Genomic DNA, 14,410 nt, shown 5'->3' on the forward strand with positions numbered 1-14,410 from the left:
CCCGGCGTCAGGCACGCTGAGGAGCATGTAGCCCTTACTGCGGATTTTTCTGGTCACGCAAAAGCCCGGCCAGACAAGCAGCGTCTACCGGCCGGCTGATCAGATAACCCTGCACTTCGTCGCAGTGTTCGGCGCGCAGAAATGCCAGTTGATCCTCACGTTCGACACCCTCCGCCACTACTTTCAGCGCCAGTCCGTGGGCCATGGCGATGATCGCGCGAGTGATCGCCGCGTCCGCACTGCCCTCGCTCAAGCCGCGAATGAACGCCTGATCGATCTTCACGTAATCCACCGGAATGCGCTTGAGGTAACTCAACGACGAATACCCGGTACCGAAATCATCGATCGCCAGTTTCACCCCCAGATCGCGCAGTTGCTGGAACGTCGCAATGATGTGTTCGACGCTGTCGAGCAAATGGCTTTCGGTCAGCTCGAGCTCGAGGTAGTGCGGCGCCAGCCCGGTTTCTTCCAGCACTTGCCGCACCAGACTGACCAGCTTGCCTTGGCGCAGCTGATGCACCGACAGGTTCACCGACACGCGGATCGGCGCCAGGCCCTGGCGCTGCCATTCGCACGCTTGCCAGCACGCCTGGCGCAAAACGAACTCGCCGATCGGCCCGATCAGACCGGTCTCTTCGGCCAGGCCAATGAAATCCGCCGGCGGCACCTGGCCCATGCTCGGATGATCCCAGCGCACCAGCGCTTCAGCGGCATTCATGCGGCCGGTTTGCAGGCACAGTTTCGGTTGGTAGAACACCGTCAGTTGCTGTTCTTCAATGGCCCTGCGCAGGTGGTTTTCCAGCTGCAAACGTTCGAGTGTGCTGGCTTGCAGGCTGTCGGTGAAGAACTGGAAATTGTTGCCGCCCAGATGTTTGGCATGTTGCATGGCCATGTTCGACTGGCTGACCAGCGCCGAGATCTCACGCGCGTTGTCCGGCAACAGGCTGATGCCCATCGAAGCGCTGACCACCAGTTCATGCCCGTCAACGCTCAGCGGCAAACGCAGCTTGGCCGACAACCGCGTCGCTACCCGTGCCAGGCTCGACAGATTGCCGTAGGCATCGAACAGCACGGCAAATTCGTCACCGGACAGGCGCGCAATGGTGTCGGCTTCCGGCAAGGCATTGACCAGCCGCCGCGCCATTTTTTGCAGCAGCTGATCGGCGACTTCGTGGCCGAGGCTGTCATTGAGCAATTTGAAGCGATCGAGATTGATGTGCAGCAACGCCAGACTGCGGCGCCCGCCCTGGCGCACCCGCTGATGAGCTTCGTGCAGACGCTCGCGGAACAGTGAACGGTTGGCCAGGCCGGTGAGCTCGTCGTAATGGGTCAGATAGCGCAGGCGTTCTTCCGAGGCCCGCCGCGCCGAGAGATCGGCGAAGAAGCCGACGATGTGGCTGACATTGCCACGGCTATCACGCACGGCATTGAGTTGCAGCCACTGCGGATACAGCTCGCCGTTCTTGCGCGTCTCCACCAGCTCGCCCTGCCAACTGCCGTACTGCTCCAGCGCATGACGGATCGCCACATAGTGACGACGGGCATCGCGGCTGCACGGCAACTCGACGACGTTGCGCCCGAGCATGTCGTCGATCTCGTAACCGGTGACCCGGCTGAACGCCTGGTTGATCGCAATCAGCGCGTAGTTCGGGTCGAGAATCACGATGCCTTCGCTGGCCGCTTCAAACACCGTCGCCGCCAGCCGCTGCTGCTCTTCAAGGCTTTTGCTGGCGCTGATATCGCGGCGAGTGCCGACCATGCGGATCACCCGGCCGTTGGCGCTGCGCTCTACGGCGCGGCCACGGTCCTCGATCCACACCCAGTGGCCGTCGCCATGGCGCAGGCGATATTCGACCTGATAATCCTCGGTGCGCCCCTTCAGATGCTCGACCAGGGCGAACTTGAGTGACGGCACATCTTCAGGATGCAGTCGTGGCTTGAGGTCGCGCAGCAGCGCGGTGACGTATTCCGGGGCGAGGCCGAACAGTTCCTGAATCTGCGTGTGATGGACCTCGTCGGTCTGCAGGTTCCAGTCCCACAATCCGAGCTCACTGGCCTTGAGCGCCAGCGCCAGGCGCGCTTCGCTTTTGCTCAGGGCCTGATTGGCGGCATCCAGTTCGCGGCTGCGCTGGGCCACGCGATCTTCGAGATCGACCTGCGCTTCACGCAACTGCGCCTCGGCACAGCGGCGCTGTTCGATCTCTTTGCCCAGCTCCTGATTGAGTTGTTCGCTGCGCGTCTGCGCTTGCTGCAAATGCTCGATCAGGTGCTGATTCTGGAAGCGCCGAAGCAATCCACGGTCGATCAGCCGATTGACCTGCCATGCCACCACACTCAGAGAACCGAGCAGGATCAGACCCAGCCAGCCCCAGCCCCGTGCCTGATCGTCGCCGCCCCAGAACAGGTAGCCGATCGCTGGCAGCAGGCACGGCAAGGTAAACGAGAGGAACGCCGGCAGGCTCACCGCGTAGGCGACGCTGGCCGACAGCGTTGCCGCGCCGATCAGGCCGAACACCCAGGCTTGCTGCATGAAGTTGTCAGCGGGTACCAGAGCGATGCCGGCTCCGGCCAGCGTCAGGCCGGTCATGGTCGAACCGAGCAGGAACATGCGGAACCAGATCGGCTGGGCCTGACGATCGGGAATCGCCGAATCGAACGCGGCTACCTGAATCACCCGCAGCGCGACCAGCGACAGCAGCCACACCAGCCAGACGCTGACCACGAAGTAGCGCTGCGGGCTCCAGAGCAAAGCGGCGCAGACCAGACCATTGATCAACATGAACAGCGTGGGCAACAGCGAGCCCTGATACAGCAGACGCGTGCGCTCCACCGCCATTTCGACGGCATAGTGCTTGCGGATCACCCGGGGGTCCACGGAGGGCCCCGACAGTTCGGCGCTGAGGATCATGGGCAACGTTCTTGTTCTTATAAGGAGGGCGTGCGCCCGAAACGTGGACGGAGCATACACAAGCCGATCCCGATGCCAAACTGCTGCGGATCACAATTGCAGGGAAATTTTCCGTCGCTTGCGCACCACTGCAACCGCTCAGGCGAGACGGGCCGAAGCCTGCAGCCAGTGACCGACCGGTCGTCATCGGCAGCACTTTCATCGGCTAATGCAACGCACGGTTTGCCCGGGCCTGCGGCGCACCCTAGAATGCCCCGATGCGCGATGATCTCTCCCTTCTGCTGAACTCCCTCAACGATGCCCAACGCCAGGCCGTAGCAGCCCCCGTTGGCCGTCAGTTGGTCCTGGCCGGCGCCGGTTCCGGTAAAACCCGAGTGCTGGTGCACCGTATCGCCTGGTTGATCCAGGTCGAAAACGCCTCGCCTCACTCCATCCTGTCGGTGACCTTCACCAACAAGGCCGCTGCCGAGATGCGCCATCGCATCGAGCAGTTGCTGGGCATCAACCCGGCCGGCATGTGGGTCGGCACCTTCCACGGCCTCGCGCACCGTTTGCTGCGGGCGCACTGGCAGGAGGCGGGCCTGAGCCAGACCTTCCAGATTCTTGACAGCGATGACCAGCAGCGTCTGGTCAAGCGGGTGATCCGCGAACTGGGCCTGGACGAGCAACGCTGGCCGGCGCGTCAGGCGCAGTGGTTCATCAACGGCCAGAAAGATGAAGGTCTGCGGCCGCAACACATTCAGGCCAGCGGCGACCTGTTCCTCGCCACCATGCGCGGCATCTACGAAGCCTACGAGGCGGCGTGCCTGCGGGCTGGCGTGATCGATTTCTCCGAACTGCTGCTGCGCGCCCTCGATCTGTGGCGCGATCACCCCGGCCTGCTGGCGCACTACCAAAAGCGCTTCCGGCACATTCTGGTCGACGAGTTCCAGGACACCAACGCCGTGCAGTACGCCTGGTTGCGCCTGCTCGGCAAGGGCGGCGACAGCCTGATGGTGGTCGGCGACGACGACCAGTCGATTTACGGCTGGCGCGGGGCGAAGATCGAGAACATCCATCAGTACTCTTCCGACTTCCCGGACTCCGAAACGATTCGCCTGGAGCAGAACTACCGATCCACCGCCGGCATCCTCAAAGCCGCCAACGCTTTGATCGCCAACAACACCGGGCGTCTCGGTAAAGAGCTGTGGACCGACGGTGGCGACGGCGAAGCGATCAATCTGTACGCCGCGTTCAACGAGCACGACGAAGCGCGTTACGTGGTGGAAACCATCGAAAGCGCGCTGAAAACCGGTCTGGCCCGTAGCGATATCGCCATTCTGTACCGCTCCAACGCCCAGTCGCGGGTGCTTGAAGAAGCCCTGCTGCGCGAGCGCATCCCGTACCGCATCTATGGCGGTCAGCGCTTCTTCGAGCGCGCGGAAATCAAGAACGCCATGGCCTACCTGCGTTTGCTTGAGGGTCGCGGCAACGACGCGGCGCTGGAGCGAGTGATCAACGTACCGGCGCGGGGCATCGGCGAGAAAACCGTCGAAGCGATCCGCGAGCATGCGCGGCACAGCGATGTGTCGATGTGGGAAGCGATGCGCCTACTGGTGGCCAACAAAGGCCTGACCGGGCGCGCCGCGAGTGCGCTCGGTGCGTTTATCGAACTGATCGAGAACCTCGCTGCCAAGTGCGCCGAGATGCCGCTGCACCTGATGACGCAAACCGTCATCGAGCAGTCCGGCCTGATCGCTTATCACGAAGCGGAAAAAGGTGAGAAAGGCCAGGCCCGGGTAGAAAACCTTGAGGAACTGGTCAGCGCCGCACGCAACTTCGAGAACACCGAAGAGGACGAAGAACTCACGCCACTGGCGGCGTTCCTCGGCCACGCATCGCTGGAGGCCGGCGACACTCAGGCCGACGAGCACGAAGACAGCGTGCAGCTGATGACCCTGCACAGCGCCAAAGGCCTGGAATTCCCTTACGTGTTCCTCGTGGGCATGGAAGAAGGCCTGTTCCCGCACAAAATGAGCCTGGAAGAACCGGGGCGTCTTGAAGAGGAACGGCGTCTGGCTTACGTCGGTATCACCCGGGCGATGCAGAATCTGGTCATGACCTACGCGGAAACCCGGCGCCTGTACGGCAGCGAAACCTATAACAAGGTGTCGCGTTTCGTCCGCGAAGTGCCCAAAGGCCTGATCCAGGAAGTGCGCCTGTCCAATAGCGTCAGCCGACCGTTCGGCGGCAACCAGTCGATGAGCGGCAGCAGCCTGTTCAGCGGCAGCGAGATTCCGGAAACCGGTTTTGTGCTCGGTCAGGCCGTACGTCACTCGATCTTCGGCGAAGGGGTGATCCTCAACTTCGAAGGTTCCGGCGCCCAGGCCCGGGTGCAGGTGAACTTCAGCGAAGGCAGCAAGTGGCTGATGCTCGGCTATGCCAAGCTGGAAGCGATCTAACCACCGGCACTGAAGCCATGTGGGAGCGAGCCTGCTCGCTCCCACAGGTTATGCGGCGCAAGTGCATCAATCCCTCTGAACCTATCGCCTTTTCCTACAGACAAAAGTACATCGGCTGATTGCCTCGCCAAGCTGAACGCAACCTGTCAGGCAAAAGCCCGAAACACTCTCTCGCTAGCCAGTAACACTTCAGCTGTGCAACATGGCGCGCGTGTCTCCACAAAACGGGAATACCCTTTATGAAACGTTTTCTTAGCATCGCCATGGCGTTGTGCATCGGCCTGACGATGAGCCTCGACGCCAACGCCAAGCGCTTTGGTGGTGGCAAAAGCGCCGGCGCTGCGCCGACGCACCAGACCAGCCAGATGGCTCCTTCTTCTCCAGGCGTGGGCGGCGCAGCAGCGACCGCTGGCGCTGCCGGTGCTGCTGGCGCCGCAGCCAAGGCCGGCGGTGCGTCGCGCTGGCTCGGCCCATTGGCGGGTATTGCCGCCGGTGGCCTGCTCGCGTCGATGTTCATGGGCGACGGTTTCCAGGGCATGCAGATCTTCGACATCCTGATCATGGCCCTGATCGCGTTCGTGATCTTCCGCTTCATCGCCGCCCGTCGTCGCAAGCAGCAGGAGCAATTCGCTCCGGCCGGCGCGCCGATGCAGCGTGAAGTGTTCGAGCAGAAGCCTGCCGCCATGGGTTCGATCTTTGGTGGTTCGGCTGCTCCGGCTGCCGCCCGTCCGGTGATCAACGCACCGGCCTGGTTCAACGAAGAGCGCTTCCTTGAAGCTGCGCGCAGCCACTTCCAGTCGCTGCAGCAGCACTGGGACGCCAACGAAATGGACAAGATCGCCGAGTTCGTGACCCCGCAAATGCTTGAGTTCCTCAAGCGTGAGCGTGCGGATCTGGGCGACGGCTTCCAGTCGACCTACATCGACAACCTGCAGGTGCAGCTGGACGGCGTCGACGATCGTGCCGACAAGACCATCGCCACCCTGACCTTCACCGGCGTGTCGAAAACCTCGCGTTTCGACCAGGGCGAAGTGTTCAGCGAAAGCTGGAACATGGAACGTCCGCAGGGCGACAACCAGCCTTGGCTGGTCGCCGGTATCCGCCAGAACGGCTGATCCCTGCTGCGCTTCACTTGCGGTAACAGAACCCCGGCCTCGGCCGGGGTTTTTCATTTCACGGTTGCATCTATGGCGAGCTACTGTATAAACCGGCCCATATAAACCGCGCCATTCAGCAAGAGGATCCCGGACGTGGAAGAAATCATCGAACAACTGCGCGAAGCCAACGAACCCGTACCGGTTCCTTTGGAGTTGCCTGACGAAGACCTGCTGGTGGAAATCGAAGAACAACTGTTCATCGACATTCCATTCGTCTTCAAAGAATTTTTGCTGACCGTCAGCGATGTGGTCTATGGCAGCCTCGAGCCGGTGACCGTCACTGATCCGCAATCGCACACCTACCTGCCGGACGTGGCAGCCAATGCATGGGATGTGGGTGTTGATCGCAGCTTGATCCCGATCTGTCAGGACGGCGATGACTACTACTGTGTCGAAGAAGACGGCACCGTGGTGCTGTGGCAGGCCGAAGAAGAACTGATTGCCGAAGAAACCTGGGAATCGGTGTGGCACTGGGCGCGGGACGTCTGGCTGGAAAGCTGATCCGCCACACGCCCCGGCTGGTCAATGCCCCGACGACTCCTTGTGGTTGTCGAGGGTTTCCAGCAGCGCCACCTGCATCCGCGTATGCACGCGGATGAACCAGCGCCACAGCAGCGCCGCTACGGCGGCCGCGACGACGGCGATCAGCACCAGCAGCTTGTTGGTCGGCAGGATACTGGCCGACAAGGCTGCCAACAGCAGGAAAATCACCAGCAGCGAGAGAATCGGGATCACTTCGGCGATCACCCGGCGCACTCGCTGCGTGTGACGCCCGGCCATCTCCGGCTTGACGCCCATCTCCGCCAGCAGCATCGACAGCGCCTTGAGCTTGCGATAAGCCGCGATCAGAAATGGTAGCGAGACCAACAACGCTCCGCCCCAGATCAGTGCCTTCTGCCAGCTCGGATCGCTGATCCAGTCCTGCAGCCACAACGACATGCGCTCGGCGAAGTATGCGCCGGCAAAGAAGATCGCAATCACCAGCGCCAGATTGACCCCGACCTGCAACAGGATCCGCCGGATCATCGACGCCAGCAGCGCGCCCTCACCTTGCGGCTGGATGCTGCGCAACCATTCGCCATACATGCCGAGCACACGCCCGAGACGCTTGGGCACGACTGCCGAGAGCTTGATCGACAACGGATCCGCCGCGCGAATCAGGTACGGCGTCAGCAGTGTGGTGATCACCGACACGGCTACGGCGACCGGGTAGAGGAAGTTGCTTGTCACCTGCAAGGTCATGCCCAGCGCGGCGATGATGAAGGAAAATTCGCCGATCTGTGACAGACCCATGCCGACCCGCAGTGAGGTCCGTCCGTCATTGCCGGCGATAAACGCACCGAGGCCGCAGGACAACATCTTGCCCAGCACCACGGCCACGGTGATCACCGCGATCGGCCAGGCGTATTCGATGAGAATCAGCGGGTCGAGCATCAGCCCGATGGCGACAAAAAAGATCGCACTGAACAGGTCGCGAACCGGCTCGACCAGCCGTTCGATTTTCAGCAATTGCCGGGACTCGGCCATGATCGCGCCGATCAGGAAAGCGCCGAGCACCATGCTGTATTCGAGCTTGACCACCAGCAGACAGAAGCCGAAACACAGGCCGAGCACGGTGATCAGCAGCATCTCGTTGCTTTCGAATTTCGCTACATAAGCCAGCAGACGCGGCACCAGCAGGATGCCGATGACCAGCGCAACGATCATGAACAGCGACAGCTTGCCGACCGTGGAGAAGACTTCGCCCGAGCTCACCGTGCCGCTGACGGCGATGCTCGACAGCAGCGCAATGATGCCGATGCCAAGGATGTCCTCGACAATCAGCACACCGAAGATCAACTGCGCAAAGCGCTCGTTCTTCATCTTCAGGTCATTCAGCGCTTTGACGATGATGGTGGTTGAGGAGATCGCCAGAATCGCGCCGAGAAACAACGAATCCATGGTGTTCCAGTCGAACCAGCGACCGATTTCGTAACCGATCCAGATCATCAGGATGATTTCGAGAAACGCGGCAATGAACGCCGTTGCCCCAACCTTGAACAACTTGCGCAGGCTGAACTCCAGGCCAAGGCAGAACATCAGGAAGATCACCCCGAGTTCGGCGAGGGTCTTGATGGTTTCTTCGTCGTGAATCAGGCCGAACGGTGGCGTATGCGGGCCGATGATGAAGCCGGCGACGATGTAGCCGAGCACCACCGGTTGTTTGAAACGATGAAACAGTACGGTTACCACGCCCGCGACCAGCATGATCACTGCCAGATCCTGAATGAAACTGATGGCATGCATGGCGTGGGCTCCTTGATGACGAGGCGCGCGGACAGACGTCAGAACGTTCTGCGCGAGCAGGGTAAAAATCCGCTTTTAATGTAGGAATTGCCCTTGGGCAGGGCTTTTGCAGGTTAACACCGCGACTTCGCTCTGGAAGCCGGTGCAATATATGGAAACAGATCGCTACCGGCGTGACGGCGGCCCGCCGCGCGGCGTCCCGATAACGGTGCTTCTTGAAAAGCCACCAGGTGCCCGCAGAGGCGCTTCCTGCAATCAGCCTTGATCCGTGAGAACGTTATGGAACCCGGAAACGCCCAGCTGTCGATGACGGTACTGATGACCCCCGACATGGCCAACTTCTCTGGCAATGTCCACGGCGGCACCCTGCTCAAATACCTCGACGAAGTGGCTTACGCCTGCGCCAGCCGTTATGCCGGGCGCTACGTGGTGACCCTGTCGGTGGATCAGGTGATTTTCCGCGAGCCGATTCATGTCGGCGAGCTGGTGACGTTCCTCGCCTCGGTCAACTACACCGGCAACACGTCGATGGAAGTTGGCATCAAAGTGGTCACCGAAAACATCCGCGAACGCTCGGTGCGCCACACCAACAGCTGCTTCTTCACCATGGTCGCGGTGGATGATCAGCGCAAACCGGCCGCCGTACCGCCGTTGCAACCGCAGAACAGCGAAGACAAACGCCGCTTCATGCAGGCGCAGCAGCGCCGGCAGATTCGCCAGGAGCTGGAGAAGCGTTATCAGGAGATCAAGGGCGACGCCTGAGATTTTTAGCGCTCTGAACAACGCTTTCGCGAGCAAGCTCGCTCCCACACAGGCTCTGTGGCGTACACAAACCAAATGTGGGAGCGAGCTTGCTCGCGAATGGGGGCAACGCGGTCTTACAGACTGATCGCTGTAGCCTCGAACTTCACCCGCGGATGCGCAATGCGATCCTGCGCCCGCACCAGTTGCAGCTCGTAACTGGCGCACGCCTGGGTTTCCAGCAACACCTCATGCACTGCCGCTGCGGTGAATTCGAACGCTGCCAGCAGGCTGTCGCCCAGCAACACCCGGGCCAGGAACAGACCAGAGGTCAGATCGCCGACGCCCACTGGCTGACGTGGAAACGCCAGCAACGGACGGCGCAAATGCCAACTGCCCTCAGCCGTCACCAACAACATTTCGAAGCCATCCGCCGGTTTGCCCGGGTAATCCAGGTGCTTGACCAGTACCGCTTTCGGCCCGCGCGCCAGCAGCGCCCGTGCCATCGCCAGGCAATCGAACAGCGACTGCGGCTTGCGCCCGGAAAAACTGTCCAGCTCCAACTGGTTCGGGCACATGATGTCTGCCACGGCCGCAGCTTCATCGAGGAGGAAATCGCTGACCTCGGTGGGCACGCTGCAACCCTTTTCCGGATGACCCATGACCGGATCACACAGATACAGCATCTTCGGATTGACCGCTTTGATCCGCGCCACACCGCTGAGAATCGCCCGTCCCTGCGCGGCGCTGCCGAGGTAGCCGGAGAGCACCGCGTCGCAATTGCCCAACTCGCCAATTGCGGCGATGCCTTCGATCAGCTCGGGAATCTGCTGCGGCGCCAGCACTTCACCGGCCCACTGACCATACTGGGTGTGGTTGGAGAACTGCACGGTGTTGAGCGGCCAGACGTTGACCCCGACGCGCTGCATCGGAAAAACCGCAGCGCTGTTGCCGGCGTGGCCAAACACCACGTGGGACTGGATGGCGAGCAGATGAGGCGTACGTTTCATTCGGGTCATTCCGTAAAACGATTGAAATTCAAGCCGCGCAGTATGCGACGAAACACAGCCTGTACGACAGACCGGCGAGACAGTTAAGCTGACGCCATCATTTGGAGTTCGATGTCGATGCTGACCCTGGAAAACATCTTCGTGCTGATGCTGTTCGCCGCCGCTGGTGCCTGGCTATGGCACAACCACGGCTTGCGCGAGCGCGCGCTGGAGCGGGTCAAGCAGCATTGCACCAATGTTGGCGTTGAACTGCTGGACGGTAACGTCGCGCTGAAAAAAATCGGTCTGATCAGGGATGCCAACGGTCGCCGGCGACTGGCGCGGGTCTATAACTTCGAGTTCACCGTGACCGGCGAAAGCCGCCACAACGGCACCGTCACCCAGTTCGGCGCGCACAGTGCGCAGATTGAACTGGCACCCTACCCGGCGCCGTTCGACGATACGCCGCCGGTGGTCGAAGTGCACAAGCCTCGGGCGGAAGTCATCGAGCTGAGCCAGTGGCGCCAGGAACATACCAAGTGGAAGCCTTGAGCTGACTCACTGAATCCGGCATTCAGCCAAACCGGCTTGCAGCTGTTCGATGTTCTGCGGTTCAGCGAAGATCAGCTCGATTCTTGAGTCTTTTCGCCATTCGCTGGCTTGCCAACTCAGCTCGGCATGCTCCAGCGCATTGCCCGAAACCCAGCCATCCGTGCTGTGGATAACCAGTTTCGCCCGCTTCCAGTCCAGCGCGCTCAGCCAATCGGCGATGCGTGCTTGATCAAATACCTGCCGCGGATGCCAGCGCCAACCGATGCTCCATCCACCCTCCTGCGCCTGACTCAGGCAAATCGGTTCGGCCGGATCGCTCCAGACCGCTGGCAGCTGTGCCAATCCAGTGGGCAGCGGCAGATGCCCTGCGCCTTCGTTCGCTTTTACTGCCAGCCCCGGCAGCTCGCTCAGAGGCAGTTGCGCTTGCTGCGTCCAGATCAGTCTGACGGGCGGCAACCGACTGGCGATTTTCTCTCGAACCGCTTCATCGAGATCTTCCGCCTTGTTCAACAGCAGCAAACCCGCGCTGGTCAATGCTTGCTTCTGGGCGTCCGGCAAGGCCCTATCCGCGTGCAATGCCTGAGCGTCCAGAACCAGCACACAGGGCTGAACCGCCAGCACGCCCAGCCACGGCGCCTCGTTCAATTGCTTGAGCAACTGCGCCGGATGGCCCAGCCCGGATGGCTCGATAAACAGTCGATCCGGCCTGGCCTTGCGCAGCAGGCGGCCGAGGCCGATCTGGAATGGCGCGCCATTGACGCAACACAGGCAGCCCCCGGCCACCTCACCCAGTGCGATACCATCGTCGTCGCGAGAGAGCAACGCGGCGTCCAGACCAATCTGGCCGAACTCGTTGATCAGTACCGCCCAGCGCTCGTCCGCAGGCCGTTGCGCCAGCAACTGACGAATCAGGCTGGTCTTGCCGGCGCCCAACGGGCCGGCGATGACGTGGGTCGGAATGTTCTGCAACATGGCGGGCACTTTTCTGCGGACAGTTATTGAGGAGATCGAAGATGCGCTGGTCGGGATGGTCGTTGCTGTTGGCGCTGCTGTCGAGTGAAGCGTGGGCTCAGGCCTGCGTGGTGCACACACAGGGCGAACGGCTCGACGTCAAAGTCTGTCAGCAGAACCGGACGATTCCGCAGAAATTGTTCAATGACGGCTTCTGCCAACCGACGCTGGCCGGGCAGAAGGTCGAGGTGCAATACGTCGACCAGTGCCCCAGCGGCGCTTTCGGCGTGTGCAGCAACGCGCAAGTCGCCAATATGCCCTATCGCCAGGATATCCACTATTACGGCGTGGCCACTGATGCGGCGTATCTCAAGCCTTATTGCGAAGGCCAGAGCCAGGGCGCCTGGCGCAAGCCCTGAATTTCAGCCGAGCCAGTCGAGGGTCAGCAGCAGACGGCGTTCACCGGGTGCCGGTTGCGGCGAACGATGGATCAGGCCGAAGCCTTCATTGCCGTACCATTTTTCGCCTTTGAGCAACGCGACGTCGCCGCTGTTGAGCTGGCGAATCGACGCTGGATCTTGCGGTTCGGCATCGACCTGGCCAAGTTGCAGGCGATCCATCGCGCCCTCCTCAAGCCATTGGCTGCCGATGCCAGCGTAAGTTGTGATCAAGCGCACCGGCACGTGATCGACGTGGAAGCGCGGACACATGGCCTTGTCCAGCACGCGCAAACGCACGCCGATACGCCGCGCCCCGAGCAGGCAGGCGAAGGCACTGATCAGCCATTTGAGATCGCTCATGAAACCTTCGAAACCTTGCAGATCACGCAGCCCTGCAGCCAGACCGGCGAGATCCGGTTCGGCATCTTCGTCGGGCAATTCCAGACACAGCGACTCGGCCAAGGGCTCGTTGAGCGACAGCACCAATTGCGCAAAATCGGCAATGTGCACGGGCAGCTGACGTTGCCAGACGGCCAGATTGGTCTGGTCTTCCAGGATTCGCGTCAACGTTTCCGGGGTCACGCCCTGGTGCTGATGACGGGTAAGAAGCGGCTGATCTTGGAGTGCGAGCATCAGGCGGCCTCTTCGTGCCAAGGACCGAATGGATCAGGCAGCAAGCGCCAGCCTTCTACACTCATGGCCATTTCTTCGTCGGTCAGCAGACAGGCATCGAGTTCGGCGGAGAGCTGTAGGAAATCTATGTTCTGACCGATGAAAACCAGCTCCTGGCGGCAATCTCCTACGCTTGGAATCCAGTTTCCCATGATCGCCTGGACACTTTCCTGATCCTGCGGCCATTGATTCTTTGGCACAAAACGCCACCAGCGACCGGCGAATCCATGCCGCATCAAGCCACCAGCCTGCGACCAGCTACCGGCATCGGTGGGTTTGCTGGCCAGCCAGAAGAAGCCTTTGGAGCGCAGCAGCTTGCCGTTCAGCCAAGGCCGATCGATGAAGCTGAAGAAGCGTTGCGGGTGAAATGGCCGGCGCGCGCGGTAGGCCGTCGAGGCGATGCCGTATTCCTGTGTTTCCGGGACGTGCTTACCGCGCAATTCCTGTAGCCATCCGGGCGCTTGTGCGGCCTGATCGAAATCGAAACGACCGGTGTTGAGGATTTTCTCCAGTGGGATTTCGCCCATCACCATTGGAATGATTTCAGCCTGGGCATTGAGGCGCTTGAGGATGGCGGTGAGTTCTTCACGCTCGTGCTGACTGATCAGGTCGATTTTGCTGATCAGCAGGACGTCGGCGAACTCGATCTGCTCGATCAACAGATCGGTGATGGAGCGCTCGTCTTCTTCACCCAGGATTTCGCCGCGAGAGGCAAGACTTTCGGCTGCCTGGTAATCGAGCAGGAAATTCACACCGTCGACCACGGTGACCATGGTGTCGAGGCGAGCAATGTCGGCGAGGCTTTGCCCCTGTTCATCGCGGAAGGTGAAGGTTTCAGCAACCGGAAGCGGTTCGGAAATGCCGGTGGATTCGATCAGCAGGTAATCGAAACGATCCTCGCGAGCGAGTTTGCTGACTTCTTCCAGTAAATCTTCACGTAACGTACAGCAGATACAGCCATTGCTCATTTCGATGAGTTTTTCCTCAGCGCGGTTCAGGCTGACATCGCGCTGGACTTCACTGCCATCGATGTTGATCTCGCTCATATCGTTGATGATCACCGCAACGCGCAAGCCGTCTCGGTTACGTAGTACGTAATTCAAAAGTGTACTTTTTCCCGCGCCGAGAAATCCTGAAAGTACGGTCACGGGCAATTTGGCTGACATTAGATAATCCTCATAAATGGCAGCCGATTTGCGCTTTGAGGTGCGCTTGGCGTGTTGCGCTTCATTTAACCGGGTCAAAGAAGGCATACGATTGTGATCGGCAGCTC

12 protein-coding genes are annotated in these 14,410 nt (G+C 60.8%); 6 read left to right on the plus strand and 6 right to left on the minus strand.

Annotated elements, in window-relative coordinates; translation table 11 throughout:
* Nucleotides 1-34: 34 nt before the first annotated feature.
* Nucleotides 35-2,908: an EAL domain-containing protein gene (locus AAEZ10_RS06385; protein WP_350568463.1), complete on the minus strand. Its 2,874-nt coding sequence runs from the start codon at nucleotides 2,906-2,908 to the stop codon at nucleotides 35-37.
* A 257-nt stretch (nucleotides 2,909-3,165) separates the two neighbouring features.
* Between AAEZ10_RS06385 and uvrD the strand changes: the two genes are divergently transcribed.
* The 3 genes from uvrD (at nucleotide 3,166) to AAEZ10_RS06400 (ending at nucleotide 7,007) form a co-directional block, all read left to right on the plus strand.
* Entirely contained in the window at nucleotides 3,166-5,349 is a 2,184-nt protein-coding gene (gene uvrD / locus AAEZ10_RS06390; protein ID WP_016772450.1) for a DNA helicase II, read from the plus strand.
* A 239-nt stretch (nucleotides 5,350-5,588) separates the two neighbouring features.
* Nucleotides 5,589-6,464, plus strand: coding sequence for a Tim44 domain-containing protein (locus tag AAEZ10_RS06395; RefSeq protein WP_016772449.1), 876 nt, complete (start codon nucleotides 5,589-5,591; stop codon nucleotides 6,462-6,464).
* Nucleotides 6,465-6,599: 135 nt separating this feature from the next.
* Entirely contained in the window at nucleotides 6,600-7,007 is a 408-nt protein-coding gene (locus AAEZ10_RS06400) for an SMI1/KNR4 family protein (RefSeq protein ID WP_038359443.1), read from the plus strand.
* Nucleotides 7,008-7,028: 21 nt separating this feature from the next.
* Here the strand turns inward: AAEZ10_RS06400 and AAEZ10_RS06405 are convergent, their stop codons facing one another.
* The gene (locus AAEZ10_RS06405) at nucleotides 7,029-8,792 is read right to left on the minus strand and encodes a cation:proton antiporter (protein ID WP_056790983.1); all 1,764 of its coding nucleotides are present in this window, start codon (nucleotides 8,790-8,792) and stop codon (nucleotides 7,029-7,031) included.
* Between the two features lie 279 nt (nucleotides 8,793-9,071).
* Here AAEZ10_RS06405 and AAEZ10_RS06410 point away from each other — a divergent pair, with 279 nt between their 5' ends.
* Nucleotides 9,072-9,554, plus strand: coding sequence for an acyl-CoA thioesterase (locus AAEZ10_RS06410; RefSeq protein WP_016772447.1), 483 nt, complete (start codon nucleotides 9,072-9,074; stop codon nucleotides 9,552-9,554).
* Between the two features lie 116 nt (nucleotides 9,555-9,670).
* On the opposite strand, the gene pdxY is transcribed toward AAEZ10_RS06410, so the two are convergent.
* The gene (gene pdxY, locus AAEZ10_RS06415; RefSeq protein ID WP_042608042.1) at nucleotides 9,671-10,543 is read right to left on the minus strand and encodes a pyridoxal kinase PdxY; all 873 of its coding nucleotides are present in this window, start codon (nucleotides 10,541-10,543) and stop codon (nucleotides 9,671-9,673) included.
* Nucleotides 10,544-10,660: 117 nt separating this feature from the next.
* On the opposite strand from pdxY, the gene AAEZ10_RS06420 reads away from it, so the two are divergent.
* Entirely contained in the window at nucleotides 10,661-11,074 is a 414-nt protein-coding gene (locus AAEZ10_RS06420) for a DUF3301 domain-containing protein (protein ID WP_038861179.1), read from the plus strand.
* A 6-nt stretch (nucleotides 11,075-11,080) separates the two neighbouring features.
* Here AAEZ10_RS06420 and AAEZ10_RS06425 read toward each other — a convergent pair whose 3' ends face one another.
* Nucleotides 11,081-12,046 (minus strand): CobW family GTP-binding protein, encoded by a 966-nt coding sequence (locus tag AAEZ10_RS06425; RefSeq protein WP_350568467.1) that lies wholly within the window; start codon nucleotides 12,044-12,046, stop codon nucleotides 11,081-11,083.
* A gap of 41 nt (nucleotides 12,047-12,087) precedes the next feature.
* Here AAEZ10_RS06425 and AAEZ10_RS06430 point away from each other — a divergent pair, with 41 nt between their 5' ends.
* Nucleotides 12,088-12,444 carry a hypothetical protein gene (locus AAEZ10_RS06430; protein ID WP_016772443.1) on the plus strand — a complete coding sequence of 119 codons (357 nt, stop codon included), beginning with the start codon at nucleotides 12,088-12,090 and terminating at the stop codon, nucleotides 12,442-12,444.
* A gap of 3 nt (nucleotides 12,445-12,447) precedes the next feature.
* On the opposite strand, the gene AAEZ10_RS06435 is transcribed toward AAEZ10_RS06430, so the two are convergent.
* Nucleotides 12,448-13,098, minus strand: a complete 651-nt coding sequence (locus AAEZ10_RS06435; RefSeq protein ID WP_122751251.1) for a DUF1826 domain-containing protein — start codon at nucleotides 13,096-13,098, stop codon at nucleotides 12,448-12,450.
* A complete protein-coding gene (gene zigA / locus AAEZ10_RS06440) occupies nucleotides 13,098-14,303 on the minus strand; it encodes a zinc metallochaperone GTPase ZigA (RefSeq protein ID WP_243241252.1) in 1,206 nt (401 codons plus the stop codon). Before zigA ends, AAEZ10_RS06435 begins: the two co-directional genes overlap by 1 nt.
* Nucleotides 14,304-14,410 lie beyond the last annotated feature (107 nt).

It is taken from the genome of Pseudomonas sp. H26/SER47-MNA-CIBAN-0231, assembly GCF_040310465.1.
GTDB classification, from domain to species: domain Bacteria; phylum Pseudomonadota; class Gammaproteobacteria; order Pseudomonadales; family Pseudomonadaceae; genus Aquipseudomonas; species Aquipseudomonas atacamensis.

What these genes read in the sequence shown, in the direction of transcription:
- AAEZ10_RS06385 (WP_350568463.1), bottom strand. Translation starts at nt 2,908, where the DNA reads ATGATCCTCAGCGCCGAACTGTCGGGGCCCTCCGTGGACCCCCGGGTG.
- uvrD (WP_016772450.1), top strand. Translation starts at nt 3,166, where the DNA reads ATGCGCGATGATCTCTCCCTTCTGCTGAACTCCCTCAACGATGCCCAA.
- AAEZ10_RS06395 (WP_016772449.1), top strand. Translation starts at nt 5,589, where the DNA reads ATGAAACGTTTTCTTAGCATCGCCATGGCGTTGTGCATCGGCCTGACG.
- AAEZ10_RS06405 (WP_056790983.1), bottom strand. Translation starts at nt 8,792, where the DNA reads ATGCATGCCATCAGTTTCATTCAGGATCTGGCAGTGATCATGCTGGTC.
- AAEZ10_RS06410 (WP_016772447.1), top strand. Translation starts at nt 9,072, where the DNA reads ATGGAACCCGGAAACGCCCAGCTGTCGATGACGGTACTGATGACCCCC.
- pdxY (WP_042608042.1), bottom strand. Translation starts at nt 10,543, where the DNA reads ATGAAACGTACGCCTCATCTGCTCGCCATCCAGTCCCACGTGGTGTTT.
- AAEZ10_RS06420 (WP_038861179.1), top strand. Translation starts at nt 10,661, where the DNA reads ATGCTGACCCTGGAAAACATCTTCGTGCTGATGCTGTTCGCCGCCGCT.
- AAEZ10_RS06425 (WP_350568467.1), bottom strand. Translation starts at nt 12,046, where the DNA reads ATGTTGCAGAACATTCCGACCCACGTCATCGCCGGCCCGTTGGGCGCC.
- AAEZ10_RS06430 (WP_016772443.1), top strand. Translation starts at nt 12,088, where the DNA reads ATGCGCTGGTCGGGATGGTCGTTGCTGTTGGCGCTGCTGTCGAGTGAA.
- AAEZ10_RS06435 (WP_122751251.1), bottom strand. Translation starts at nt 13,098, where the DNA reads ATGCTCGCACTCCAAGATCAGCCGCTTCTTACCCGTCATCAGCACCAG.
- zigA (WP_243241252.1), bottom strand. Translation starts at nt 14,303, where the DNA reads ATGTCAGCCAAATTGCCCGTGACCGTACTTTCAGGATTTCTCGGCGCG.